The organism is Rossellomorea vietnamensis (genome assembly GCF_025398035.1).
In the GTDB taxonomy this organism is placed as follows: Bacteria; Bacillota; Bacilli; order Bacillales; family Bacillaceae_B; genus Rossellomorea; species Rossellomorea vietnamensis_B.
The window spans coordinates 3,733,397-3,758,954 of the sequence record NZ_CP104558.1 but is presented as its reverse complement, the minus strand read 5'-3'; the positions used below and the strand labels follow the sequence as shown (position 1 = coordinate 3,758,954).

15 protein-coding genes, 21 tRNA genes and 3 rRNA genes are annotated in these 25,558 nt (G+C 47.0%); 4 read left to right on the top strand and 35 right to left on the bottom strand.

Annotated features, from left to right (window positions below; genetic code table 11):
* Positions 1-46: 46 nt before the first annotated feature.
* From menB to N5C46_RS19230, 4 genes are read right to left on the bottom strand one after another with little or no spacing between them, the layout of a single operon-like run.
* On the bottom strand, positions 47-865 hold the full coding sequence (menB, locus tag N5C46_RS19245) for a 1,4-dihydroxy-2-naphthoyl-CoA synthase (RefSeq protein WP_034765489.1): 819 nt from the start codon (positions 863-865) through the stop codon (positions 47-49).
* 15 nt (positions 866-880) lie between these two features.
* Positions 881-1,690, bottom strand: a complete 810-nt coding sequence (menH, locus tag N5C46_RS19240) for a 2-succinyl-6-hydroxy-2,4-cyclohexadiene-1-carboxylate synthase (RefSeq protein ID WP_261749835.1) — start codon at positions 1,688-1,690, stop codon at positions 881-883.
* Entirely contained in the window at positions 1,671-3,425 is a 1,755-nt protein-coding gene (gene menD, locus N5C46_RS19235) for a 2-succinyl-5-enolpyruvyl-6-hydroxy-3-cyclohexene-1-carboxylic-acid synthase (protein ID WP_261749834.1), read from the bottom strand. The genes menH and menD overlap by 20 nt, the downstream gene beginning before the upstream one ends.
* Positions 3,418-4,824: an isochorismate synthase gene (locus N5C46_RS19230; protein WP_261749833.1), complete on the bottom strand. Its 1,407-nt coding sequence runs from the start codon at positions 4,822-4,824 to the stop codon at positions 3,418-3,420. Before N5C46_RS19230 ends, menD begins: the two co-directional genes overlap by 8 nt.
* A 305-nt stretch (positions 4,825-5,129) precedes the next feature.
* Here N5C46_RS19230 and N5C46_RS19225 point away from each other — a divergent pair, with 305 nt between their 5' ends.
* Both N5C46_RS19225 and N5C46_RS19220 read left to right on the top strand, forming a co-directional pair.
* Positions 5,130-6,053, top strand: a complete 924-nt coding sequence (locus N5C46_RS19225; RefSeq protein WP_261749832.1) for a 1,4-dihydroxy-2-naphthoate polyprenyltransferase — start codon at positions 5,130-5,132, stop codon at positions 6,051-6,053.
* 115 nt (positions 6,054-6,168) lie between these two features.
* Positions 6,169-6,933 (top strand): TraR/DksA C4-type zinc finger protein, encoded by a 765-nt coding sequence (locus N5C46_RS19220; RefSeq protein ID WP_336275507.1) that lies wholly within the window; start codon positions 6,169-6,171, stop codon positions 6,931-6,933.
* Between the two features lie 36 nt (positions 6,934-6,969).
* Here N5C46_RS19220 and N5C46_RS19215 read toward each other — a convergent pair whose 3' ends face one another.
* From N5C46_RS19215 to N5C46_RS19075, 29 genes are all read right to left on the bottom strand, one after another.
* Positions 6,970-9,375, bottom strand: a complete 2,406-nt coding sequence (locus tag N5C46_RS19215) for a glycogen/starch/alpha-glucan phosphorylase (protein WP_261749830.1) — start codon at positions 9,373-9,375, stop codon at positions 6,970-6,972.
* Positions 9,365-10,810 (bottom strand): glycogen synthase GlgA, encoded by a 1,446-nt coding sequence (gene glgA, locus N5C46_RS19210; protein ID WP_261749829.1) that lies wholly within the window; start codon positions 10,808-10,810, stop codon positions 9,365-9,367. The genes N5C46_RS19215 and glgA overlap by 11 nt, the downstream gene beginning before the upstream one ends.
* Entirely contained in the window at positions 10,807-11,835 is a 1,029-nt protein-coding gene (locus N5C46_RS19205; RefSeq protein WP_261749828.1) for a GlgC family sugar phosphate nucleotidyltransferase, read from the bottom strand. Before N5C46_RS19205 ends, glgA begins: the two co-directional genes overlap by 4 nt.
* Positions 11,836-11,877: 42 nt before the next feature.
* The gene (locus N5C46_RS19200) at positions 11,878-13,035 is read right to left on the bottom strand and encodes a glucose-1-phosphate adenylyltransferase (protein WP_261749827.1); all 1,158 of its coding nucleotides are present in this window, start codon (positions 13,033-13,035) and stop codon (positions 11,878-11,880) included.
* Positions 13,036-13,050: 15 nt separating this feature from the next.
* On the bottom strand, positions 13,051-14,910 hold the full coding sequence (glgB, locus tag N5C46_RS19195; protein ID WP_420720424.1) for a 1,4-alpha-glucan branching enzyme: 1,860 nt from the start codon (positions 14,908-14,910) through the stop codon (positions 13,051-13,053).
* A gap of 489 nt (positions 14,911-15,399) precedes the next feature.
* Positions 15,400-15,471, bottom strand: a tRNA-Glu gene (locus N5C46_RS19190).
* A gap of 4 nt (positions 15,472-15,475) precedes the next feature.
* A tRNA-Ser gene (locus N5C46_RS19185) sits at positions 15,476-15,566 on the bottom strand.
* A 5-nt stretch (positions 15,567-15,571) separates the two neighbouring features.
* Positions 15,572-15,646, bottom strand: a tRNA-Asn gene (locus N5C46_RS19180).
* A gap of 9 nt (positions 15,647-15,655) precedes the next feature.
* Positions 15,656-15,732: transfer RNA gene (locus tag N5C46_RS19175), tRNA-Ile, on the bottom strand.
* A gap of 10 nt (positions 15,733-15,742) precedes the next feature.
* A tRNA-Gly gene (locus tag N5C46_RS19170) sits at positions 15,743-15,816 on the bottom strand.
* Positions 15,817-15,825: 9 nt separating this feature from the next.
* Positions 15,826-15,901, bottom strand: a tRNA-His gene (locus N5C46_RS19165).
* Positions 15,902-15,924: 23 nt separating this feature from the next.
* Positions 15,925-16,000, bottom strand: a tRNA-Phe gene (locus tag N5C46_RS19160).
* Positions 16,001-16,167: 167 nt separating this feature from the next.
* Positions 16,168-16,244, bottom strand: a tRNA-Asp gene (locus tag N5C46_RS19155).
* A 145-nt stretch (positions 16,245-16,389) separates the two neighbouring features.
* A tRNA-Met gene (locus tag N5C46_RS19150) sits at positions 16,390-16,463 on the bottom strand.
* Between the two features lie 23 nt (positions 16,464-16,486).
* Positions 16,487-16,579: transfer RNA gene (locus tag N5C46_RS19145), tRNA-Ser, on the bottom strand.
* A gap of 17 nt (positions 16,580-16,596) precedes the next feature.
* Positions 16,597-16,673, bottom strand: a tRNA-Ile gene (locus N5C46_RS19140).
* A 4-nt stretch (positions 16,674-16,677) separates the two neighbouring features.
* A tRNA-Met gene (locus tag N5C46_RS19135) sits at positions 16,678-16,754 on the bottom strand.
* A 69-nt stretch (positions 16,755-16,823) separates the two neighbouring features.
* Positions 16,824-16,899: transfer RNA gene (locus N5C46_RS19130), tRNA-Ala, on the bottom strand.
* Between the two features lie 7 nt (positions 16,900-16,906).
* A tRNA-Pro gene (locus N5C46_RS19125) sits at positions 16,907-16,983 on the bottom strand.
* A gap of 5 nt (positions 16,984-16,988) precedes the next feature.
* A tRNA-Arg gene (locus N5C46_RS19120) sits at positions 16,989-17,065 on the bottom strand.
* Between the two features lie 65 nt (positions 17,066-17,130).
* Positions 17,131-17,219 (bottom strand) — tRNA-Leu (locus N5C46_RS19115).
* Positions 17,220-17,226: 7 nt separating this feature from the next.
* Positions 17,227-17,301 (bottom strand) — tRNA-Gly (locus N5C46_RS19110).
* An 8-nt stretch (positions 17,302-17,309) separates the two neighbouring features.
* A tRNA-Leu gene (locus N5C46_RS19105) sits at positions 17,310-17,394 on the bottom strand.
* 64 nt (positions 17,395-17,458) lie between these two features.
* Positions 17,459-17,534: transfer RNA gene (locus tag N5C46_RS19100), tRNA-Lys, on the bottom strand.
* Positions 17,535-17,552: 18 nt separating this feature from the next.
* Positions 17,553-17,628: transfer RNA gene (locus tag N5C46_RS19095), tRNA-Thr, on the bottom strand.
* A gap of 87 nt (positions 17,629-17,715) precedes the next feature.
* Positions 17,716-17,791: transfer RNA gene (locus tag N5C46_RS19090), tRNA-Val, on the bottom strand.
* A 10-nt stretch (positions 17,792-17,801) separates the two neighbouring features.
* Positions 17,802-17,918: ribosomal RNA gene (rrf, locus tag N5C46_RS19085) — 5S ribosomal RNA — on the bottom strand.
* Positions 17,919-18,086: 168 nt separating this feature from the next.
* A 23S ribosomal RNA gene (locus tag N5C46_RS19080) occupies positions 18,087-21,022 on the bottom strand.
* 197 nt (positions 21,023-21,219) lie between these two features.
* Positions 21,220-22,771 (bottom strand): 16S ribosomal RNA (locus tag N5C46_RS19075).
* Together the 16S, 23S and 5S rRNA genes with 21 tRNA genes alongside form the textbook arrangement of a ribosomal RNA operon.
* A gap of 337 nt (positions 22,772-23,108) precedes the next feature.
* On the opposite strand from N5C46_RS19075, the gene N5C46_RS19070 reads away from it, so the two are divergent.
* Positions 23,109-23,285, top strand: a complete 177-nt coding sequence (locus tag N5C46_RS19070) for a hypothetical protein (protein ID WP_261749826.1) — start codon at positions 23,109-23,111, stop codon at positions 23,283-23,285.
* Positions 23,286-23,324: 39 nt separating this feature from the next.
* On the opposite strand, the gene N5C46_RS19065 is transcribed toward N5C46_RS19070, so the two are convergent.
* Together N5C46_RS19065 and N5C46_RS19060 are read right to left on the bottom strand one after the other, a co-directional pair.
* Positions 23,325-23,825 carry a GNAT family N-acetyltransferase gene (locus N5C46_RS19065; RefSeq protein ID WP_261749825.1) on the bottom strand — a complete coding sequence of 167 codons (501 nt, stop codon included), beginning with the start codon at positions 23,823-23,825 and terminating at the stop codon, positions 23,325-23,327.
* The gene (locus N5C46_RS19060; RefSeq protein WP_261749824.1) at positions 23,815-24,732 is read right to left on the bottom strand and encodes a DMT family transporter; all 918 of its coding nucleotides are present in this window, start codon (positions 24,730-24,732) and stop codon (positions 23,815-23,817) included. Before N5C46_RS19060 ends, N5C46_RS19065 begins: the two co-directional genes overlap by 11 nt.
* 103 nt (positions 24,733-24,835) lie before the next feature.
* On the opposite strand from N5C46_RS19060, the gene N5C46_RS19055 reads away from it, so the two are divergent.
* On the top strand, positions 24,836-25,528 hold the full coding sequence (locus N5C46_RS19055) for an MgtC/SapB family protein (RefSeq protein WP_261749823.1): 693 nt from the start codon (positions 24,836-24,838) through the stop codon (positions 25,526-25,528).
* The last annotated feature ends 30 nt before the right edge of the window (positions 25,529-25,558 follow it).

Below are 25,558 nucleotides of genomic sequence, written 5' to 3'. Positions count from 1 at the left end.
AAAAAGCCCGATGAATCCATATCAGATTCATCAGGCCACCCTCAAATCAAGGGAAACGAGGGAATTGTCCGAAGTCCGGCTTGCGCTTCTCTTTGAATGCGTCGCGTCCTTCTTTTGCTTCTTCCGTTGTGTAGTAGAGAAGGGTAGCGTCACCTGCAAGCTGCTGGAGACCTGCCAGTCCATCTGTATCTGCGTTGAATGAAGCTTTTAAGAAACGAAGGGCAGTCGGGCTTTTCTCAAGCATTTCTGAAGCCCATTGAACCGTTTCCGCTTCCAGCTGCTCATATGGCACAACTGTATTCACAAGACCCATTTCAAGGGCTTCCTGGGCGTTGTACTGACGGCATAGGTACCAGATTTCTTTCGCTTTCTTGTGGCCGATGATGCGTGCAAGATAGCCTGCACCGTATCCAGCGTCAAAGCTTCCTACTTTAGGACCTGTTTGTCCGAAGATTGCATTGTCAGCGGCGATCGTAATATCACATACAACGTGAAGGACATGTCCTCCTCCGATCGCATAACCGGCTACCATTGCAATGACCGGCTTAGGAATCACACGGATCAGACGCTGTAAGTCCAATACATTCAAGCGAGGAATTTCGTCTTCCCCTACATATCCGCCATGACCGCGTACACGTTGGTCTCCGCCTGAACAGAATGCTTTCTCACCTGCACCTGTTAAAACGATGACACCAACCTTGGAATCGTCGCGTGCATAAGCGAATGCATCGATTAGTTCCATCACGGTTTTAGGACGGAATGCGTTACGAACTTCTGGTCGATTGATCGTGATCTTAGCGATCCCATTGTATGTTTCGTATAAAATATCTTCGTAATTTCTTTCTGAAACCCATTCAAAAGCCATTGGTTTGTTCCTCCTTTATGTAGTAAAAAGTAGTTCCTCTATTATTGTACCAAACTTTCGCGATTCTTCCACATGAATTGCATGACCGGTGTTGGAAAATGTCAGGATTTGAAAATCGGGATTGAGCTTTTTCATCTCGCCGGCAATATGAATGAACTTATGATCCAGCTCTCCGACGAGTAACCGGACTGGACATGTCAGTTCATCGAGCCTGTCCCATAAAGAATCCTGTGCACCGGTCCCCATCCCTTTCAAGCTATTGGATAAGCCTGTGGCCGATTGGTTCAGGCGCTGTTGCCTGATGTCGGAACGTTCTCCATCCGATAGCCTCTTCTGAGACGCGAACAGGGGAATCTCCTGCCAGAAGTCGACAAAGTCTTTGATGCCTTCCCTTTCTATTCTATCAGCCAGTGCATGATCCTTCTTCCGCCGCTCTTCTCTTTCTTCACTCGTCCTCAATCCTGGAGAGGCGCTTTCCAATATCAATGCCTTCACTTTTTCAGGATAAGTCAAGCTGAAGTGAAGTGCCATACGCCCACCCATTGAATACCCGACCAACACTGCGTTGGGGATGTCGAGCTTATCCAGGAGGCTGCATATATCCGCTGCACCCCGCTCCATTGTGTATCTTGTAGCGTCTTTCGGGGATTCCGTACGACCATGACCGATCAAGTCAATGCTGACACATCGAAAGTTCACAGACAATTGATCGGTGATCCTGGACCACGTTGTTGTGTCGCCTGTGAAGCCGTGAAGGAAAACCAATGGGTCTCCCTCCCCTTTCACTTCTACAAAATAATGAATATCATTCACTTGAAGAATCAAGATTTTCACCCTTTAAGTTCTTCGTCATTTCCCGGGAAACAAAATTCCACAATTTCCGATGATTTGCTACATTTTCTTCCCGATTGGTCACGACCTCAATGATCTTGATTCCCTTGCTATGCTCTGCTTCCTGGAGAGCCGGGATGAATTCTTCCTGGGTTCCAACATGGAAATAATGGGCTCCGTATAGTTTGGCTGCATGAGCAAACTCCAAATCCATCGGGGTTCCGAACAGATCTTCGAAGTGAGTCTGGTCACCCGCTTGTGGCAAGTAGGAAAAGATCCCGCCACCATTATTGTTCATCACCACAATCGTCACGTCCAATTGATATTTCCTTGCTGTCAATAACCCATTAAGATCATGGAAAAAGGCGAGATCCCCAATCAGGAGATACATCGGCTGAGATACGGTACTCATGCCGAGAGCCGTGGATACGACTCCGTCAATCCCGTTGGCTCCGCGGTTGGCAAAGATCCGAAGGGACCGGTCATTCGTGAAAAAGTATGTATCCAAATCACGGATGGGCATGCTGTTGCTGGAAAACAGGGTGGATCCTTCAGGCAAATGCTGTATCAACTGATGGACCGCCATCCCTTCATCCCAGGATTGGTGACCCTTGACGAGTAAATCCTTTGTTTCCTTATTGACACGCTTCCACTCTTCCAGCCAGTCCATATTCCTTTGCCCACTTTGTTCCATCAAGCTTTGACAAAACAGGTTTTCCCCGCATTGGATGAAATCGGTGCCGCGTGCCGTCGGATCCTGCCACTCTTCCCCCTTACTCACAACCCATGCCGGAATATCCGGCAGGCCTTTCAGGAAGAGCATAAGAGCCTTTGATACGGGCATGGCACCGAAACGGATAATGAGATCTGGCTGAAGTGATTCTTTCAATTCATCTATTCTTAAGAACGTGTCGTAGCAGTCAATGATATGTTCTTTAGAATGGTTCCCGCTCCGGACGAAGGACAGTGGATCCGCCACGATCGGCAGCGCATATTCCTCGGCAAATCGCACGATGGACGGAACAGCTTCTTCGCTTAGACCGGGGCCGCACACGATGAGGCCCCGCTGTGTATTCACTAATGTCTCCTGGAGTTCATGCTTGAAGTCAGGAGATAACTGTCGCTCTCCTTGAAGGACTCTTTTTCCAGGTGTTCCACTTGAGAATTCAACTTTTTGCAAATCCGGGATCAACGGTTCCCTAAACGGGAAGTTATAATGAACCGGCCCTTCCGGATACCCCGTTGAAAGAGCTACGCCCCTGACAGCAGATGACCGTGCATACTGCAGCATCGACGGAATGCTTTCAGGCAACGCCATATCGATGGACCATTTCACATGCTTCCCATAAAGATCGATCTGATCAATGGCTTGAGGGGCACCCACTTCCCTAAGTTCATGGGGCCGGTCGGCCGTCAGCACGATGAGGGGCACCTTAGCATAACGAGCTTCAATGACAGCAGGATAGTAATTGGCCCCGGCCGTCCCGGAACTGCATAGGATGGCGACGGGCTTTTTCTTAGCCTTGGCGATCCCCAACGCAAAAAAAGCCGCAGAGCGTTCATCCACATTGATGTACGTCTTCACCCCGGGATGATGCGCAAATAACAACGCTAAAGGAGTAGAACGAGAGCCGGGACTGATGACGACTTCGTCTACTCCATTTCCAACCAATTCTTCCATGAAGGCCGCTAAATAATCTGTCAGTTTCTTTTGATGTTCATCATTCATGTACGGTCCCTCCTAATCCCCGGAGCATCGGCCGAAATTTCATCTGTGTTTCCTTAAACTCACTTTCAGGTTCAGAGTCGGCTACGATCCCGCACCCTGCATACAAGTAGGCCTTGTCTCCCTGAAGGAGGCCTGAGCGAAGGGCCACGGCATATTCACCATTTCCATAGGCATCGATCCAGCCGATGGGAGCGGCATATAGACCACGGTCCATATCTTCCTCCTGCCTGATCACATGCATCGCCTTGTCCCTCGGGACGCCACCCAGTGCGGGAGTGGGATGCAATTTTTCAACAAGGCTCAAAAGGGATGTATTCTCGGATGCCTGTCCGATGACCGGTGTATAAAGATGCTGGATATCCTTGAGCTTCATAAGCTGTGGCGTAGAAGGAATCAAAAGTGTGTCACAAAATGGGTCGAGGGCCTGTCGGATGCTATCCACAACAAGATGATGTTCGTATCGGTTCTTTTCATCCTCGAGTAGCTCTTCCCCAAGTTTCTCATCACTTTCCAAGGTATTTCCCCTCGCGATCGAACCCGCAAGGCAGGTGGAGAGGATTTCTTCCCCTGTTTTCTTTACGAGTCGCTCAGGAGTTGCACCGATAAAGCAGCTTCCTTCCCATTCAAAGCTGAATACGAAGCTGTCTGGCTGCTGCTTCCACAGGTTATCCAATACAAAATCAGATGTCACCTGTTGGTTGAATGACACTTCACATTTTCTCGCAAGGACGACTTTATCCATCTCACCCTTCTGAAGGCGATTCACTACACTCTGCACGGATTCCTTCCATTCTTCAGGTTTTACATCACGGTTCCCGATCCATTCAGGGCGTTCGGGAATGATGGCCTTTCGGGCGTTTGCAAGAAGTTCTTCCTTTAATCTGATCCGTTCATGGAATGAGCGTTCATCTTCATCCGGATGACAGATGACATTCATCGTCAAATAGTTCGTTTTTTCAGGCTTTGTTAACATGAACATCGGGAGTTGGAATGTCCCTGTAGAGAATTGATTCCATTCTTCACTATTATCATTCAACGGGTCAAAACGGAACCCACCGTATAATAGTGGGCCTGTTCCTGCCCATTTATCTCCTGTCACGATCACAGATTCCTGAGTAAAGCGCTTCCACTCGTTCTCAACGGTAAAAAAGCGCCCTTCTTTTTCATCTGTAGACAGAATATGAGCCGCTCCGAGCCCTACCAGCGTGATGGTATGATCGCGGTCCTTCCATAGAAAACGTTCTCCATGAAAAGAGTTTCCTCCATAATAAAAAGAAAGAGGATCCACGGCATCCACTTCCTCCACTATACTGAGAAGGACGGGGCGATGTATTTGTTTAGCCTTCGTTCTGGCTGTATCATATGCTTTTTCAATATTGGTCTTATGGATGGTAACCAATTGAATTCCCCCAAACAAAATCACGTACAATAGTCAAACTTACTATAAGATACACCTGTCCTTATAGTGTGTCAACGGAGTTCAAGACATGTTTACAATATTTATCCTTATTATATATATAATAAACCCTTTTTCTTCTTTTGAGAAACCAAAAGCTTTGTAAAAGTCCTCAATTACTGGAAAATAGAACCTTCACGAATTTGTAGAAAATGATTGACAGTCCCCTTCCCTTTACCTACACTTTAATCTGTAAAGGAATTGTAATGTTTTCTGAAAATTCCTTATTGCGTAAGGGAGAGAGTATGATGGAACAACAAGCATCCAACGTGTTGGAATCAGATAAAGGGTGGAAAATCTGGTGGCAATTGACCCGGCCACACACTCTGACAGCGGCATTCGTACCTGTATTATTAGGGACGGTACTCGCGCTGCAATTTACGAAAGTGGACATTTTGCTGTTTGCAGCCATGCTGGTTGCCTGCCTGTTGATCCAGGCGGCTACGAATATGTTCAACGAATATTATGATTATAAACGGGGCCTGGATACAGAGCACTCGGTCGGGATCGGCGGAGCGATCGTCCGTAATGGGGTCAAACCATCAACGGTCATCAACCTTGCCTTCTCACTATACGGTATAGCCCTTCTGTTAGGGATTTATATCTGTCTTAACAGTACATGGTGGCTGGCCCTCATAGGAATAGTGTGCATGGCAGCGGGGTACTTTTATACTGGCGGACCAATGCCAATTGCTTACACACCATTCGGCGAAATCGTAGCCGGATTTTTCATGGGATTTGTGATCATCCTCATCTCATTTTACATCCAGACCGGCTACATCAATGGGGACAGTGTCCTCATCTCGATTCCGGTTTCCATATTGGTAGGTTCCATATTATTGGCCAACAATATCCGTGACCTCGATGGAGACAAAGAAAACGGCCGCAAAACCATCGCGATCCTGTTAGGAAAAAAAGGGGCGATCATTCTCTTAGGCAGTATGTTTGTCGTTTCCTACGCCTGGATCATCGGATTGGTCGTAACGGGGATCTCATCCCCATGGCTGTTCGTAGCCTTCTTGAGCATCCCTAAAGCGGTCAAGGCTACCACCGGATTCATCGGGAAATCACAACCCATCGAAATGATGCCCGCCATGAAAGCCACGGCCCAGACCAATACCATATTTGGATTCCTATTATCCATTGGATTATTACTTGCATATATGCTGTAAAGAACACAAAAAGTCGACCCGACAAATCCGGGTCGACTTTTTTTTAATGTTTTAACCTTCCCACTTTCGGATAAAGTATGGTTAGGACAAGTTTTAAGCGAACATAATGAAGGATGTGAAGAAATTGCTAACAGACAGCCAAATGCAGTCATTAAAAGAAGAATTGGTTCAACAGGAAAAGCAGTTAAAGGAACATTTACATCAGGATTTAGATAATCTTCACCATACAAACGAACGCGATAACTCAGGAGAACTTTCCCTTTATGATAACCATCCTGCCGATATGGGTACAGAGTTATATGAACGGGAGAAGGATTTCGCCATCGACGACCATGCGAAGCTTGAACTGGATAAAATCCAACAGGCCCTGCACGCGATTGAAGACGGTTCGTACGGAGAATGTAAAGAATGTGGACAGGATATCCCTTACGAGCGTCTCGAAGTCATTCCGACCACCCTTTATTGTAAGGACCATACCCCGGAGAAGTCGACACCGCAGGATAGGCCGGTGGAAGAAGACGTGCTGCAGCCGCCAGTCGATAATGAATTCAGACATGAAACCGATGGGAATGTGCGCGACGATCAAGACAGCTTCCAGGAAGTCGGCCGTTTCGGGACATCGGAAACCCCATCCGACTTTGAAGGGGATCACGAGGATTACTCAGACCTGTATCAGGATGAGGACACATCGGAAGGGTTCACCGAGGATTTTGAATCATTCGTCGGGACCGACATGGAAGGTTCGAACCGTAAAGCATATCCGTCGAAGACACATGAAGAGTATGAGGATATGCTCGATGAAAATGATATGGAGTCCCCTCTGGGTGACATCCCCTATAAAGATGGAGACAGCTACGTTTCAGACAAGAAGAAAAAATAGAAAAAACGCTTGGGATCCGATTCCCAAGCGTTTTTTCTATTTCATCAAGCTTCCCTGTGCAATGCCCCATATATCCTTCGCATATTGCTCGATTGTCCGGTCACTGGAGAAATAGCCCGAATTGGCAATGTTCTGCAGGCACATCCTTGACCAGTGCTCTTTGTTTTCATACGCCTTTCCGGCCTGTTCATGAACCCTTACGTAGGAATCAAAATCCCTCAAAACAAAGAATTGATCATTCTCAGTGAGTAACGAGTCATAAATGGTTTCGAAATGATCACCTGCATCCGGCAGGGTATCATCGATCAATTGGTTCAGCACCTTTTTGATCCGTGTATCATAGTGGAAGTACTCCATGGCGTAATAGCCTCCATGGTGCTGATATTTCATCACTTCCTCAGCTGTTAAACCGAAAATAAAGATATTGTCCCTCCCGACCTGTTCGAGGATCTCAATATTGGCACCGTCAAGTGTCCCAAGGGTCAAAGCACCGTTCATCATGAACTTCATATTCCCCGTACCGGACGCTTCCTTACTCGCCGTTGAGATCTGCTCGGACAAGTCAGCTGCCGGGATGATCTCTTCTGCAAGGGACACCCGGTAATTTTCAAGGAACACGACTTTAATGCGCCCCTTCACAAGCGGGTGATCATTTACGAGATCGGCTACAGAGTGGATCAGTTTAATGATTTTTTTGGCATAATAGTAACCCGGGGACGCCTTTGCCCCGAAAATGAATGTCCGTGGATGAAAATCAAATCCCGGATCTTCCACACAGCGATTGTACAGGTGAAGGATATGCAGCACATTCATTAACTGACGTTTGTACGCATGAAGCCGCTTCACCTGGATATCGAATATCGAAGACGGATCGACAATGATACCATTGCTTTCATATATCAGCCCGGCAAGCTTTTGTTTATTTCCCTGCTTCACATCATACAGGTCTTTCAGAAATGCCGTATCATGATGATACTCCTTCAGCTTCACCAGTTTGGAAGGGTCTTTGATCCACTCATCCCCGATCGAGGAGCTAATCAGGTTCGAAAGGGATGGATTGCTGTTAAGGAGCCACCTTCTATGGGTGATCCCATTGGTCTTACTATTAAATTTCCCTGGATAATATTGATAGAATAAGTTCATTTCCCGCTGCTTCAGGATTTCCGTGTGGATCTTTGCCACACCGTTTACACTGAAGCTTCCTACAATCGCAAGATGGGCCATTTTGACTTCATCATGAGAGATGATCGCCATGTCCTCTATCCTCTTCCACTCACCGGGATACTCTTTCCATAGTTCCCTGCAGAACCGTTCATTGATTTCATTCACAATCATGTGGATGCGGGGCAGAAGGGGCTGGAATATACGGATCGGCCATCTCTCCAGTGCTTCTGACAGCGTCGTATGGTTTGTATAAGCGAATGTATTCGTCGTGATCTCCCATGCCTCTTCCCATTCAAAGGAGTATTCATCCAGAAGGACCCTCATCAATTCCGGGATGGCAAGAACCGGATGGGTATCATTGATATGGATTGAAATATTCTCATGCAGTTCCTTCAGATCCCCATTTCGGTAAAGGTACGAATCCAGAATCGAGCGGATACTTGCTGACACCAGGAAGTATTGCTGCTTCAGACGCAGGATTTTCCCTTCCTCATGGGTATCGTCAGGATATAGGAATTCCGTGATGGCTTCTGTATCACGCTTGTATTTCATCATATCTTTTCCCGCTTTATAGGCGGCAGGTTCGGCACTCCATAATCGGAGCGTATTGACCGTCGACGTTTCGAACCCCACGACAGGCATATCATAAGGAACCGCTGCGACGATTTCTGCATCTACATGTCGAAACCTTAAGACATCCTTTTCCGTATAGGATTCCACCTTCCCCCAGAAAGGCACTTCGACTGTCAGGTCGGATTTGCGGACCTCCCACACATGTCCATGACGAAGCCACTGTTCCGGAAGCTCCATCTGAAATCCGTTCACGATCTTTTGTTCAAACAATCCATGCTTATAACGGATCCCATATCCATGGCCGGGTAAATTAAGGGAAGCCAGGGAATCCAGAAAGCAGGCGGCTAAACGGCCAAGACCGCCATTTCCAAGGCCAGCATCGTGCTCAACCTCTTCCATTTCCGCAAGGTCGATTCCAAGATCCAGAAGACCTTTATCCACAATTTCGTAAATCCCCAGATTCGTCAGATTTTGCCTGAGCAGACGCCCCAGCAGGAATTCGATGGATAAATAATACACCTGCTTTTGTTTATTGAACCGGTACTGCTCATTCGTATGGATCCAGTTCATCGAAATATATTCCCGTATCAAATGACCCAATGTGAAAAACTGATCCTGACTGGTGGACTCAGGAAACGTCTTTCCATACATCATTTCAAGCTTCTTCAGAAACAATTCTTTGAATTCAATCGGATCAGAAAACATGGCTTTCACTCCTTGATACCAGGTCAGCGTATAGTTGATTATACTTAAAGGCCGATTGGGCCCAACTATAATCTTTATTCATTGCGTTACGTACAATATGATTCCATGTTTCCGGATCTTCGTGGAAATACGATAGGGCTCTTCGATAGGTGTAAAGCATATCGTGAGCATTAAAGTTTTTGAATGAGAAGCCGTTTCCGCTCTTCGTCTCCTCATTGTAGGATTCAACGGTATCGTTCAGTCCGCCTGTCTCCCTTACAAGTGGCAGGGCTCCGTATCTCATGGCGATCAACTGTCCCAGGCCGCATGGTTCGAACTTGGAAGGCATCAGGAACAAATCGCTGGCAGAATAGATTTGTTTCGCCAATTCTTCGTTGAAGCCGATCTGTACTCTGACCTTCTCTGGATACGTCCACTCCATTTCCCTGAAAAACTGTTCAAACTCCCAATCTCCTGTCCCCAACAGGACAAACTGGACATTTTCCTGGATCATCTCATGAAAGACGCCCCTGATGAGTTCGAGACCCTTTTGGTTCGTCAGTCTCGAAATGATGGACACAAGTGGAATTCCTTCATTTTCCTCGAGGCCCAGACTTTTTTGCAGATGTTGCTTCGCCTGCTTCTTTCCTTGAAGATTTCCGCTGAAGAAAGGAAACTCCCCGTCATCAGGATTATACACCTCATCATCAATTCCATTGAGGATCCCCAGTAATTGGTTATACCGCTGGCCAAGTATATTATGAAGCTTTTCCCCGTAGTAAGGCGTGAGGATTTCTTCTTTATATGTAGGACTCACCGTTGTGACGAAATCCGAAGAAATGAGCGCGCCTTTCATGAAATTGATATTCCCATAAAATTCGAGGTACTCATGATGAAAATACTTCTCCGGGATAGCGAGTAACTCCGTCATCACCTGTTTAGGGTAGATTCCTTGAAATTGCAGGTTATGAATCGTGAATACACTGCGGATGAATGAGTAGCCCGGTCTCTCCTGATACTCGCTTCGGAGTAGGAACGGCACCATCCCCGTGTGCCAATCGTGACAATGAATCACATCAGGATAGAAATCAAGGACAGCGATGCTTTCCAACACAGCCCTTGTAAAATAGGAGAATCTTTCCCCATCGTCAAAGTATCCGTATAACCGCTCCCGGTTAAAATAATATTCATTATCCACAAAATAATAGGTCACGCCATTTTCACTATACTCTTCAATTCCACAATACTGATTTCTCCAGCCTACTGACACGAAAAACTCTTTCTTCCGCTTCATTCTTGAACGGAATTCTTGAGGGATCCCGCCGTATTTAGGCAGAATCACCCTGACATCCGTGCCTAAACTTCTTAACTCCTTGGGCAAAGCGCCTGCAACGTCGGCCAAGCCCCCGGATTTAATAAATGGGACACACTCAGATACTACAAATAACACTTTCACGAATTCATCAGCGCTCCTTGAATCATCCCTTTGCGAATGACGATTGGATTGTTTGCTTCCCCGATAAGCTTGACACCATCTTCTATCCTTACATCTTTATCCAGAATTACATTCTCCAGTACACAGTTATCTCCAATTTGGCTCTTCTGCATAATGATGCTGTTAGAAATTGTGGTATCCTTGCCGACCTTCACCGCTCTGAACATGGTAGAATTCTTCACACTGCCTTCAATGAAACATCCATTGGCGATGATGCTGTTTTTCACGCTTGCAGCGGATGTATAGCGTGTCGGCGGCTCATCCTTCACTTTCGTATAAATGGGCATATCTTTCTTGAACAGCTCTTTCCAATAGGAGAGGTTCATAAGCTTCATGCTCGCATCATAGTATTCTTCAATGGAATCTATCGTCTGAACAAATCCTGCATGCTCATATCCGCACACCTTGAATCCGCTATCCATGTCGTCCACTACATCCTGCATACATGTATAGCCCGATTCACGTCTGTTCTCGACCAAATCAATCAATGTAGACGTTTTGACTAGGTACATATCTAAGGAGCTGCCGTTGTGACGCATTTCGGTTATATCACAACCGATACGGATATGACGTTCCAGTACGGGTTGATAATCGATGTTGCATAACGTGAAGCAATTGCTGATCAGGGCGTACTCCTGGGTACTGCGTCTGAAGTAGTCCATATGATGGGCAAAGTGATTAAAGGACCCGACACCCTCTTCATTCGCTTCCAATCCAGGAGCAGGAAAGAAAAACAAGCCATCCCGCTTCCGGTTCAGGTCCCAGTTCTTTCCTGACCCGAGGTGATCCATCAATGATCTGTATTGAAACTTTGGAAAAATCGCAACGCTGCCGATATCAGAATTCACCATATTGGAAAGGACAAAGTCAATCAACCGGTATCTGCCGGCTATGGGAAGGGCCGCTAATGAGCGATGCAGCAATAAATCCTCCAGGGAATCGTAGTAACTCGTAGCATCAATAACACCAAGCATTGTATTTTTCAAAACACTTCTCCTCCTCTAATGTTGTTAAGATGGTCTTGAACCTTACACTCTTTCCTGTTCCAGAAGCGTTTCAATGAAAGATTCCGTCACGAGAATCACTTCATCTGATCCTTCTTCCGGCATGATGCATAAGCCCTTTGGAACCCTTACATTTGAAGGCACAATCGCCTGCTCGATATAGGCGTTTTCCTCAACGACAGCGTCCGGCATAATGACTGAACGACTGACATGCGCTCCCTTTTTCACCGTCGTTCCCTGGAAGAGTACGGACTTTTGAATCGTTCCTTCAATCGTACACCCTTCATTTACCAGAGATCCCTCCACAAGGGCATCTTCTGAAATATATTGAGGCGGCTCATTCGGATTAACCGAATACACTCTCCAATCATGATCGAACAGGTTCAGCTCATTCTCTTCATCGATCAGGTCCATATTTGCTTCCCAAAGGCTCTTGACCGTACCGACATCCTTCCAATAGCCTTCAAATGGATAGGCCATCAATTTCTTCTTCTCATCCAGGAGGAGAGGGATGACATCCTTCCCAAAATCATGGCTCGAATCTGGATTCCGTTCATCCATCTCCAAATAATCCTTCAGCACGGAATAATTGAAGATGTAAATGCCCATCGAAGCAAGATTGCTTTTCGGGAAAGGTGGTTTTTCTTCAAACTCCGTGACACGCATATCCTCATTCGTGTTCATCAGTCCAAAACGGCTCGCTTCATCCCATCCCACTTCAATGACTGAAATCGAGACATCTGCTTTTTTCTCGATATGATAATCAAGCATTTTACTATAATCCATTTTGTAAATGTGATCACCTGACAGAATCAATACGTACTCGGGATCGTATTGCTCAAGGTAATTCATATTTTGATAGATGGCACTGGCAGTCCCTGTATACCAGCGCATTTCGGATGATTCTGCATATGGGGGCAGGACGGTCACACCACCGTTCTTGCGGTCAAGATCCCACGCACTCCCGATCCCGATATAAGAATTCAATACGAGGGGCTGGTACTGGGTAAGAACTCCGACCGTGTCGATGCCTGAGTTCGTGCAATTGCTCAGGGTGAAATCAATGATACGGTACTTTCCTCCAAATGGTACGGCGGGTTTCGCAAGACTTTTCGTCAATGAACTTAACCTGCTCCCTTTTCCACCTGCTAACAACATGGCCACACATCTTCCTTTTGCCATTCCTCTTCTCCCCTTTCACTCGTTTGGTCTTAAATAAACGGCTGCGTATGGTGGTATCGTCATTTCCACATACCCATCCCTTCCATGATACGGTTGATTGTGCACGGTAAGTGGGGTGGGGTTCACCTGATGGGAACCTCCAAACCTTCCATCATCACTATTCCAGATCTCTTCATACGCAGAAACCTTATCTACCCCCACCTTATACTGGTGATACACATGAGGACTGAAATTGCAGATCACCACAAGATGATCTCCCTTCTCTATCCCGTAACGGATGAAAGAGAAAATCTGCTGCTCTGCATTATTTACATCAACCCACTGGAATCCGTCTGAACGATGATCCATCTGAAATAATGGCTCAGCACCTTTATATAAATGCATTAGCTCTTTAAAATATGAATTGAATTTGTGATGAAATTCGTAATCCAGTAAATGCCAATCCAACTCCTCAAGATCCTTCCATTCTGAAAACGGGGCCAGTTCACTTCCCATGAACAGAAGCTTTTTTCCTGGATGAGCCATCATGAAGCCGAGGAGCAGCCGGTATTGAGCGAATTTCTGCCAGTAATCCCCGGGCATTTTATTTAATAACGACTTCTTCCCATGCACCACCTCATCATGGGAGAAGGGAAGAACATAATTCTCTGAAAAGGCATATAACAGTGAAAACGTGATGAGAGAATGTACATGCCTTCGTTCAGAGGGATCGGTTTCCATATATTTAAGGACGTCATTCATCCATCCCATATTCCACTTATAATTAAATCCAAGTCCTCCATAATGAACGGGAGACGTCACCTGGGGCCAGTCCGTAGAATCCTCTGCAATCATCAGGATCGAAGAATCAAACTCAAAAACGGCCTTGTTCAAGTTTTTCAAAAACTGTATGGCACCTTCATTCGGGTTAAGCTCACCCTGATTCGCCCAATAGATGATGTTCGCCACCGCATCGATCCTGAAGCCATCGATATGATACTGATCCATCCAGAAGCGGGCGTTTGAAATCAGGAAACTCCTCACTTCTCCTTTGCCTAAGTCAAAGTTCGCCGTACCCCACGTATAATTCTCCCGGTCCCTTTCCTCACTGTACTCGTAGGCAAACGACCCATCAAACTCGTATAACCCATGCGCATCCTTACAAAAATGACCTGGGACCCAATCCAGGATCACGCCAATATTATGTAAATGACATTCATTCACAAATGCCATCAAATCATGTGGTGAGCCGTAGCGACTGGTAGGGGAATAATATCCCGTACCCTGATAACCCCAGGACCGGTCAAATGGATGCTCCGTGACAGGCAGCAGCTCGATATGGGTGAACCCCTGCTCTTTCACATGGGGAATCAATTGCTGCGCTAATTCCCTATAAGATAGAAACGTTCCCGCTTCCTTCTTCCACGTACCTAAATGGACTTCATAAATCGCCATTGGCTTGTCATAGATCGTAGTGGATGAACGGTCCTCAAGCCACTTCTCATCTTCCCATCGAAAGCCCTCCAGCTCATACACGACACTTGCCGTATGAGGACGCTTTTCAGAGGCAAACCCGTACGGATCCGCCTTTAGCTTCTTTGCCCCAAGGGGAGTCGTAATCTCATACTTATACGTTTCTCCTGTCAGATCTTGATCGACTCGAATCGTCCACAGACCTTCACTGTTCCGCTTTTTTAAATCATATCCATTCCCATTCCATTGATTAAAGGAACCCACCAATGAAACATGCCTTGCTTTCGGTGCCCAAACGCAAAATTCTGTATAGGTCCCAGTGGAATCCCTTCTCACATGTGCACCCATAAACTGATAGGCCTGCTGCAAATTTCCCTCATGAAACAAAAACACATCGTAATCTGTTATGGTCATTGCGTTCATCATCTCACCTACATTTTTTCAATCTACATAACTACTTTCTAACAACATCACCAAAATCCTCTTTATAATCGTCGTTCAATTACGACAATTTACTACATGCATATATGTAAAAGCGGCCAATTTGGAAAGTTATACTAAATGGTAAGGTTTACATTGTAAAAACATAGGGGAATTACGTTGAATTCTTAGCGGAATTTGTCGAAAGTTTTTTTATGAAAAAGGTTAATATTTGTAGGAAATATAGAGGGATTCCGTTATTTTGTATAGGATTTTGATTGGTTGGAAGATGGAGCAGCGGTGTCGAATGAAGGGAGGAAAAAGAGGTTAGAAGTTGATAGTAAAAGGGGAAAATGAATAATATATCCATTGATGAAAAAACCAGGAACAAATTTTTCTTAATATTAAACATGCTCATATCAACTTCATTTCAAGCAAAGTACTTCTATGTACAATAAAAAAAGACTATCAAAAATGATAGTCTTTTCATAATGACCCATACGGGATTCGAACCCGTGTTACCGCCGTGAAAGGGCGGTGTCTTAACCGCTTGACCAATGGGCCTTAATGGCGGAGAAGGAGGGATTTGAACCCTCGCGCCAGTTGCCCGACCTACACCCTTAGCAGGGGCGCCTCTTCAGCCACTTGAGTACTTCTCCAAATATGGCTCCGCAGGCAAGATTCGAACTTGCGACCGATCGGTTAACAGCCGATAGCTCTACCACTGAGCTACTGCGGAATAATGAAATGGTGGGCCTAAGTGGACTCGAACCACCGACCTCACGCTTATCAGGCGTGCGCTCTAACCAGCTGAGCTATAGGCCCAAAAATGAATTGGAGCGGGTGAAGGGAATCGAACCCTCATCATCAGCTTGGAAGGCTGAGGTTTTACCACTAAACTACACCCGCACTAAAACATGGGGCGACTGATGGGAATCGAACCCACGAATGCCTGAACCACAATCAGGTGCGTTAACCACTTCGCCACAATCGCCATAATGTGTCTAAATATAAAAATGGTGGCTCAGGACGGAATCGAACCGCCGACACATGGATTTTCAGTCCATTGCTCTACCAACTGAGCTACTGAGCCAAATAGTTTTCGGCTTCCGCTAAGCTTCGAATCTCTTCGTCAGCTCACTCAGTCACATCCTCACGTATGTTAAATACGCTCCGGTGTTCCTTCGATCGCTTCCTCGACCTTCTCGCTTATCGAAACCCTTTTCCTTTTCAATAAACAGAACTATATTAAAAAATAAATGGCGGTCCGGACGGGACTCGAACCCGCGACCTCCTGCGTGACAGGCAGGCATTCTAACCAACTGAACTACCGGACCAGAGTTTTTTGCGCAAGCAAAATAACTACCCTTACCTTGCACCAGCAAAATAGGTTTCCATATTCTGCGCTAGCAAAAATAACTATCCATACGTGACTCATCGTGAATTATAAAGTTCCTAATTCATAAACAAATCAAAATGGTATTGCGGGGACAGGATTTGAACCTGCGACCTTCGGGTTATGAGCCCGACGAGCTACCGAACTGCTCCACCCCGCGACGATAAAATATAAAAGATAATATGGAGGAGGAAGGGGGATTCGAACCCCCGCGGGCTGTTACACCCCTGTCGGTTTTCAAGACCGATCCCTTCAGCCGGACTTGGGTATTCCTCCGTAATAAAAATGGTACTTGGTGGACCTTGTAGGACTCGAACCTACGACCGGACGGTTATGAGCCGTCTGCTCTAACCAACTGAGCTAAAGGTCCCTATTGGTAGCGGCGGAGGGGATCGAACCCCCGACCTCACGGGTATGAACCGTACGCTCTAGCCAGCTGAGCTACACCGCCAAGAAACTACTAGCTATTAGGCTTATGAATAAAACCAATGAAGTTTATTTTACTGTCGTAAAAAAAACTTGGTGGAGCCTAGCGGGATCGAACCGCTGACCTCCTGCGTGCAAAGCAGGCGCTCTCCCAGCTGAGCTAAGGCCCCAAAGAAGTGGTCGGGAAGACAGGATTCGAACCTGCGACCCCTTGGTCCCAAACCAAGTGCTCTACCAAGCTGAGCTACTTCCCGATATATGGCGCGCCCGAGAGGAGTCGAACCCCTAACCTTTTGATCCGTAGTCAAACGCTCTATCCAATTGAGCTACGGGCGCTAAATGAATTCTAGTTTTTTCACTAAGTAACGTAAGGAAAGATATTTTGCTGGCGCAAAAATCTTTGGTGCCGAGGACCGGAATCGAACCGGTACGGTAGTCACCTACCGCAGGATTTTAAGTCCTGTGCGTCTGCCAGTTCCGCCACCCCGGCAAGTCTCTGGAGCGGAAGACGGGATTCGAACCCGCGACCCCCACCTTGGCAAGGTGGTGTTCTACCACTGAACTACTTCCGCAAAAGAAATGGTGCGGGTGAAGGGACTTGAACCCCCACGCCTTGCGGCGCCAGATCCTAAGTCTGGTGCGTCTGCCAATTCCGCCACACCCGCATATTCTATTCATTTTCACATTAGAGAAAATGAAGGTAAGATATTTTGCTGACGCAAAAATCTTTGGTGAGCCATGAAGGATTCGAACCTTCGACCCTCTGATTAAAAGTCAGATGCTCTACCAACTGAGCTAATGGCTCATCTCATATAAAACCAAATGGTGCCGGCAAGAGGACTTGAACCCCCAACCTACTGATTACAAGTCAGTTGCTCTACCAGTTGAGCTACACCGGCGTGTATGTTGTGGTGGTGAATACTGCTTAAATAAAGCAATTCACCGAAGAAATGCATGGAAATATATTTTGCTGGCGCAAAAATCTTTGGTGGAGGATGACGGGATCGAACCGCCGACCCTCTGCTTGTAAGGCAGATGCTCTCCCAGCTGAGCTAATCCTCCATTGTATACAGCCTGGCGACGTCCTACTCTCACAGGGGGAGATCCCCCAACTACCATCGGCGCTGAAGAGCTTAACTTCCGTGTTCGGCATGGGAACGGGTGTGACCTCTTCGCCATTGTCACCAGACTATGTCTTGTCTCTTTTTAAGGACAAGTATTATTATATCGTGTAGATATAATTTTTCAAGGCTTTTTTATATTTTCGCATAAAATTATTCCCTGAAAACTAGATAAAGAATTGATGTCAAGAAAGCCGAATATCGACCAATTGTTGTTCATATAAATATGACTCTTTGTGGTTAAGTCCTCGATCGATTAGTATCAGTCAACTCCACATGTCGCCATGCTTCCATCTCTGACCTATCTACCTAGTCATCTTCTAGGGATCTTACTCACTTACGTGATGGGAAATCTCATCTCGAGGGGGGCTTCATGCTTAGATGCTTTCAGCACTTATCCCTTCCGCACATAGCTACCCAGCGATGCCTTTGGCAAGACAACTGGTACACCAGCGGTGCGTCCATCCCGGTCCTCTCGTACTAAGGACAGCTCCTCTCAAATTTCCTGCGCCCACGACGGATAGGGACCGAACTGTCTCACGACGTTCTGAACCCAGCTCGCGTACCGCTTTAATGGGCGAACAGCCCAACCCTTGGGACCGACTACAGCCCCAGGATGCGATGAGCCGACATCGAGGTGCCAAACCTCCCCGTCGATGTGGACTCTTGGGGGAGATAAGCCTGTTATCCCCGGGGTAGCTTTTATCCGTTGAGCGATGGCCCTTCCATGCGGAACCACCGGATCACTAAGCCCGACTTTCGTCCCTGCTCGACTTGTAGGTCTCGCAGTCAAGCTCCCTTGTGCCTTTACACTCTGCGAATGATTTCCAACCATTCTGAGGGAACCTTTGGGCGCCTCCGTTACTCTTTAGGAGGCGACCGCCCCAGTCAAACTGCCCACCTGACACTGTCTCCCACCCCGATAAGGGGCGCGGGTTAGAATTTCAATACAGCCAGGGTAGTATCCCACCGATGCCTCCACCGAAGCTGGCGCTCCGGTTTCCAAGGCTCCTACCTATCCTGTACAAGCTGTACCAAAATTCAATATCAGGCTACAGTAAAGCTCCACGGGGTCTTTCCGTCCTGTCGCGGGTAACCTGCATCTTCACAGGTACTATAATTTCACCGAGTCTCTCGTTGAGACAGTGCCCAGATCGTTACGCCTTTCGTGCGGGTCGGAACTTACCCGACAAGGAATTTCGCTACCTTAGGACCGTTATAGTTACGGCCGCCGTTTACTGGGGCTTCGATTCGCACCTTCGCTTGCGCTAAGCACTCCTCTTAACCTTCCAGCACCGGGCAGGCGTCAGCCCCTATACTTCGCCTTACGGCTTCGCAGAGACCTGTGTTTTTGCTAAACAGTCGCCTGGGCCTATTCACTGCGGCTCTCTCGGGCTTGCACCCTACCAGAGCACCCCTTCTCCCGAAGTTACGGGGTCATTTTGCCGAGTTCCTTAACGAGAGTTCTCTCGCTCACCTTAGGATTCTCTCCTCGCCTACCTGTGTCGGTTTGCGGTACGGGCACCTTTTTCCTCGCTAGAGGCTTTTCTTGGCAGTGTGGAATCAGGAACTTCGCTACTATAATTCGCTCGCTATCACAGCTCAGCCTTCGCGATGACGGGATTTGCCTCATCATCAGCCTAACTGCTTAGACGCACATATCCAGCAGTGCGCTTACCCTATCCTCCTGCGTCCCCCCATTGCTCAAACGGAAAAGAGGTGGTACAGGAATATCAACCTGTTGTCCATCGTCTACGCCTATCGGCCTCGACTTAGGTCCCGACTAACCCTGAGCGGACGAGCCTTCCTCAGGAAACCTTAGGCATTCGGTGGATGGGATTCTCACCCATCTTTCGCTACTCATACCGGCATTCTCACTTCTAAGCACTCCACCAGTCCTTACGGTCTAGCTTCGCAGTCCTTAGAACGCTCTCCTACCACTGACACCTAGAGGTGTCAATCCACAGCTTCGGTGATACGTTTAGCCCCGGTACATTTTCGGCGCAGAGTCACTCGACCAGTGAGCTATTACGCACTCTTTAAATGGTGGCTGCTTCTAAGCCAACATCCTGGTTGTCTAAGCAACTCCACATCCTTTTCCACTTAACGTATACTTTGGGACCTTAGCTGGTGGTCTGGGCTGTTTCCCTTTCGACTACGGATCTTATCACTCGCAGTCTGACTCCCATGGATAAGTCTTTGGCATTCGGAGTTTGTCTGAATTCGGTAACCCGATGAGGGCCCCTAGTCCAAACAGTGCTCTACCTCCAAGACTCTTACACATGAGGCTAGCCCTAAAGCTATTTCGGAGAGAACCAGCTATCTCCAAGTTCGATTGGAATTTCTCCGCTACCCACACCTCATCCCCGCACTTTTCAACGTGCGTGGGTTCGGACCTCCATTCAGTGTTACCTGAACTTCATCCTGGACATGGGTAGATCACCTGGTTTCGGGTCTACGACCACATACTCAAATCGCCCTATTCAGACTCGCTTTCGCTGCGGCTCCGTCTTATCAACTTAACCTTGCATGGGATCGTAACTCGCCGGTTCATTCTACAAAAGGCACGCCATCACCCGTTAACGGGCTCTGACTACTTGTAGGCACACGGTTTCAGGTTCTATTTCACTCCCCTTCCGGGGTGCTTTTCACCTTTCCCTCACGGTACTGGTTCACTATCGGTCACTAGGGAGTATTTAGCCTTGGGAGATGGTCCTCCCAGCTTCCGACGGGATTTCACGTGTCCCGCCGTACTCAGGATCCACTCAAGAGGGAATGAAGTTTCAACTACAGGGTTGTTACCTTCTTTGACGAGCCTTTCCAGACTTCTTCGTCTACCTCATTCCTTTGTAACTCCGTATAGAGTGTCCTACAACCCCAAGAGGCAAGCCTCTTGGTTTGGGCTATATCCCGTTTCGCTCGCCGCTACTCAGGGAATCGCAATTGCTTTCTCTTCCTCCAGGTACTTAGATGTTTCAGTTCCCTGGGTCTGCCTTCCATACTCTATGTATTCAAGTAAGGATATTGTTCCATTACGAACAATGGGTTCCCCCATTCGGAAATCTCTGGATCAAAGCTCACTTACAGCTCCCCAAAGCATATCGGTGTTAGTCCCGTCCTTCGTCGGCTCCTAGTGCCAAGGCATCCACCGTGCGCCCTTCATAACTTAACCGAATTGGTTGTTACATCAGGTTTAAAACCTAAAATGGCGATACTCGGTAATTTCTTGACTATCAATTTATCTTTATCTAGTTTTCAAAGAACAAACACAACTTCTATCTCGTAAGAGATAGAAAATGTTTTGATGGTTGAACCATCAAAACTGAACAAAACTTCGACGTGTCAACTTGTTTTGTAAATCTTCCTTAGAAAGGAGGTGATCCAGCCGCACCTTCCGATACGGCTACCTTGTTACGACTTCACCCCAATCATCTGTCCCACCTTAGGCGGCTGGCTCCAAAAGGTTACCTCACCGACTTCGGGTGTTACAAACTCTCGTGGTGTGACGGGCGGTGTGTACAAGGCCCGGGAACGTATTCACCGCGGCATGCTGATCCGCGATTACTAGCGATTCCAGCTTCATGTAGGCGAGTTGCAGCCTACAATCCGAACTGAGAACGGTTTTATGGGATTGGCTAAACCTCGCGGTCTCGCTGCCCTTTGTACCGTCCATTGTAGCACGTGTGTAGCCCAGGTCATAAGGGGCATGATGATTTGACGTCATCCCCACCTTCCTCCGGTTTGTCACCGGCAGTCATCTTAGAGTGCCCAACTGAATGCTGGCAACTAAGATCAAGGGTTGCGCTCGTTGCGGGACTTAACCCAACATCTCACGACACGAGCTGACGACAACCATGCACCACCTGTCACTCTGTCCCCCGAAGGGGAAAGCCCTATCTCTAGGGTTGTCAGAGGATGTCAAGACCTGGTAAGGTTCTTCGCGTTGCTTCGAATTAAACCACATGCTCCACCGCTTGTGCGGGCCCCCGTCAATTCCTTTGAGTTTCAGTCTTGCGACCGTACTCCCCAGGCGGAGTGCTTAATGCGTTAGCTGCAGCACTAAGGGGCGGAAACCCCCTAACACTTAGCACTCATCGTTTACGGCGTGGACTACCAGGGTATCTAATCCTGTTTGCTCCCCACGCTTTCGCGCCTCAGTGTCAGTTACAGACCAGAAAGTCGCCTTCGCCACTGGTGTTCCTCCAAATATCTACGCATTTCACCGCTACACTTGGAATTCCACTTTCCTCTTCTGCACTCAAGTTCCCCAGTTTCCAATGACCCTCCACGGTTGAGCCGTGGGCTTTCACATCAGACTTAAGGAACCACCTGCGCGCGCTTTACGCCCAATAATTCCGGACAACGCTTGCCACCTACGTATTACCGCGGCTGCTGGCACGTAGTTAGCCGTGGCTTTCTGGTTAGGTACCGTCAAGGTGCCGCCCTATTCGAACGGCACTTGTTCTTCCCTAACAACAGAGCTTTACGATCCGAAAACCTTCATCACTCACGCGGCGTTGCTCCGTCAGACTTTCGTCCATTGCGGAAGATTCCCTACTGCTGCCTCCCGTAGGAGTCTGGGCCGTGTCTCAGTCCCAGTGTGGCCGATCACCCTCTCAGGTCGGCTACGCATCGTTGCCTTGGTGAGCCGTTACCTCACCAACTAGCTAATGCGCCGCGGGTCCATCTGTAAGTGGTAGCTAAAAGCCACCTTTCAACATTTCCTCATGCGAGGAAATGAGTTATCCGGTATTAGCCCCGGTTTCCCGGAGTTATCCCAGTCTTACAGGCAGGTTACCCACGTGTTACTCACCCGTCCGCCGCTGATATCAGGGAGCAAGCTCCCATCAATCCGCTCGACTTGCATGTATTAGGCACGCCGCCAGCGTTCGTCCTGAGCCAGGATCAAACTCTCCGATAAAAGTTTGAATAGCTCTTTAAAAATAAATCTAGAATTAACGTTGACGTATTGTCTTGTTTTGTTCAGTTTTCAAGGTTCAATGTTTATCACTTGTCCAAGAAGCGACTTTATTAATATATCATGTTTTTCACTCTCGCGTCAACAACTTTTTTCATTTGTTTTTCGTAAATGTTGATTGCTGTATCAGCGACGTTTATTAATATAACACGCTGTTAATGCTATTGCAATATATTTTTAAGGAAAACGTAAAAATATTATTAATCCCGAGCATGTTCTGATAAATGAACATTCCCCATATACATGAGTACTACGCATTCTGAAAGGGGATTTCACTGACATGCTTACAACCGTTGCACTATTTCTATCTTTCATTATGGCCGTGTATTTATTTGCGTATTCTTATGTACAGGCCCTTAAGATATGTGAAAGTACTGTTCCTGTAAGGGGATTGACCTTTATTTTTTCAGTGGTCATGGCATTTGTATTTTCCGGGTTTACATACGTATTTTCTTAGTTCGGCGTATCGAAAAAGACTAAGGGGCTCCTTCGCTCCTTAGTCTTTTTGATTGAGGTCCACCAGCAGCCCTTCTTCCCTGTGCTCTTCATTCCCTATTGTCAAAATTTCTTCCTCCAACAGGACAGGATTATATTTATAATAAAAGTGTTTCGACGGGTTCTCCTTCAACACCCAGATCCACATGGAGTTGAAGCCCATGTTCTTGAGCTCTCCCCTGGCAATCCCGAATAATTCTTTTCCGATGCCCTTCCCTTGATAATCTTCAAGAAGATAGATGGCATACAGCTCTCCTTCATATTTACCAGAACGCTCTTTTCCAATTGAAACAAAACCGACGATTTCTCCGTCTTCCTTTTCACATACATACGTGTGATGGGAATCTGAAAGGATACTGGCCCACCTCTTTTCTCTTTCCACTATGGATAAAGACTCCAGGTAATCTTCTGAGACAATTCCCCGGTAGGTGGTCCTCCAGCTATGCACATGGACGTAAGCGAGGCTCCCAGCGTCTTGTAACTCTGCCTTTCTATAGGGCATCCGTCTTCACCTCACTGGCTTGGGTAAGCTTTTTCAGTTTTCTTTCTTCTATTAAGAAAAGGGTCACACCGGTCATAATGACCATGCCGCCCAGCACCTGAGTCATCAGCACTTTTTCCCCTAACAGCCAATAGGCCAGCAGAGATGCGCCGATTGGTTCAAAGAGAATGGCCATGGAGATCGTCGAGGTACTTAACCACTTTAGGGACCAATTAAACAATGTATGCCCGAGTAGCGTCGGGATGATGGCAAGAAGAAGGAAATAAATCCAATCTTCCTTTGGATAAGGTCCAAGACTTTCCGATTGGATCATAACATAGAGCAATAAGACGATAGAGCTTATGACATAAACGAGGTACGTATAGGTCATTAGAGACAGCCGCTTTCTGATTGTCTGTCCGAATAAGAGGTATCCCGTTATCAGGGCGCATGCAATCAAAGCCAAAATGTCTCCCCAAAGGGCGCTGCCGCTTATCCGGAAGTCCCCCCAGCTTATGATGAAGCTCCCGGCAACGGCTAAGACAGCGGATAATAAAGCCTTTGGCGTTAACTTCTCCTGAAAGAACAGGTACGCACCGATAAAAGCAAATAACGGTTGCAGTGTGACAAGCACCGTGGAACTCGCGACCGAGGTGTAGTGTAAGGATTCAAACCAAAGGATGAAATGAAACGCCAGGAATACACCGGCTAAAATCGAAAACATCCAATCTCTCACTGTAATAAGTTTCAATTCCTTCACATACTTTAAGAAAAATACCGGGGACATTAGAAGAACGGTGAAAAACAAACGGTAAAATGCCAAAATGCCTGACGGCGCACTCGATACCTTTACTAAGATGGCAGAGGTAGAAACGGAGATGACTCCGATAGCAAGGATAAGGTATGGATTCACTTTCGCATCCGACATGAGAGACCTCCTGAAATATGTAGTTCATTGCTCTATTTTATAATCAGACGAATCGAATTACTACATGAAATTTTTACAGTTTGGAAGGATTGGAGGGGGATGGATGGAGCTATTAGATACGACATTCTTGATCAAACTCGGTGTTTCAGCCGTATTGGGATTGATCATTGGTCTCGAGAGGGAATTAAAGAGAAAGCCTGTAGGACTGAAGACGTCCCTTGTCATTTGCATTGTGAGTTGTTTGTTGACGATTGTGTCCATGGAATCCGCCTATCTTTCTGAAGGATCGGACAAAGTGAATATCACCATGGACCCGCTTCGACTAGCCGCTCAGATTGTTTCGGGTATCGGCTTCCTCGGAGCAGGTGTCATCCTTCGCAAAGGGAACGATAGTATTTCAGGTTTGACCACTGCCGCGATGATTTGGGGGGCAGCAGGAATAGGGATAGCCGTCGGTGCAGGCTTTTATTTCGAAGCAACTGCAGGGGTCATCCTTTTGATCGTATCCGTTGAAGTGGTCCCGGTCATCATTACTTACTTAGGCCCAAAACGCCTGAGGGAAAAAGAATTGTCCCTTCGCGCCACGATAGCGGAGAAGAAGGAGATCAAGTCGATCATCGAGAAAATCAAAGCCGAAGAAATCACCATTGAAAATATCCGGATCAAAGACTTAAAGAATGGGCACCATCTATTAGAATTAAAGATCATTGTCGATTTCAGGAAAAAGACGGTAGACATTTACTACACCATTTCAGAGATAGAAGGAATCAAGGATGTAGAGATTGAGAGCTTATAAACGCAAGAAAGAACGAGAGGAAATCCCCTC

Excerpts from the sequence above, each read along its gene's own strand:
- N5C46_RS19060 (WP_261749824.1), bottom strand. The coding sequence starts at position 24,732 with ATGTCGGATGCGAAAGTGAATCCATACCTTATCCTTGCTATCGGAGTC.
- N5C46_RS19225 (WP_261749832.1), top strand. The coding sequence starts at position 5,130 with ATGGAACAACAAGCATCCAACGTGTTGGAATCAGATAAAGGGTGGAAA.
- glgB (WP_420720424.1), bottom strand. The coding sequence starts at position 14,910 with ATGAACGCAATGACCATAACAGATTACGATGTGTTTTTGTTTCATGAG.
- menD (WP_261749834.1), bottom strand. The coding sequence starts at position 3,425 with ATGAATGATGAACATCAAAAGAAACTGACAGATTATTTAGCGGCCTTC.
- N5C46_RS19215 (WP_261749830.1), bottom strand. The coding sequence starts at position 9,375 with ATGTTTTCTGATCCGATTGAATTCAAAGAATTGTTTCTGAAGAAGCTT.
- menB (WP_034765489.1), bottom strand. The coding sequence starts at position 865 with ATGGCTTTTGAATGGGTTTCAGAAAGAAATTACGAAGATATTTTATAC.
- N5C46_RS19055 (WP_261749823.1), top strand. The coding sequence starts at position 24,836 with ATGGAGCTATTAGATACGACATTCTTGATCAAACTCGGTGTTTCAGCC.
- N5C46_RS19070 (WP_261749826.1), top strand. The coding sequence starts at position 23,109 with ATGCTTACAACCGTTGCACTATTTCTATCTTTCATTATGGCCGTGTAT.
- N5C46_RS19200 (WP_261749827.1), bottom strand. The coding sequence starts at position 13,035 with ATGGCAAAAGGAAGATGTGTGGCCATGTTGTTAGCAGGTGGAAAAGGG.
- N5C46_RS19065 (WP_261749825.1), bottom strand. The coding sequence starts at position 23,825 with ATGCCCTATAGAAAGGCAGAGTTACAAGACGCTGGGAGCCTCGCTTAC.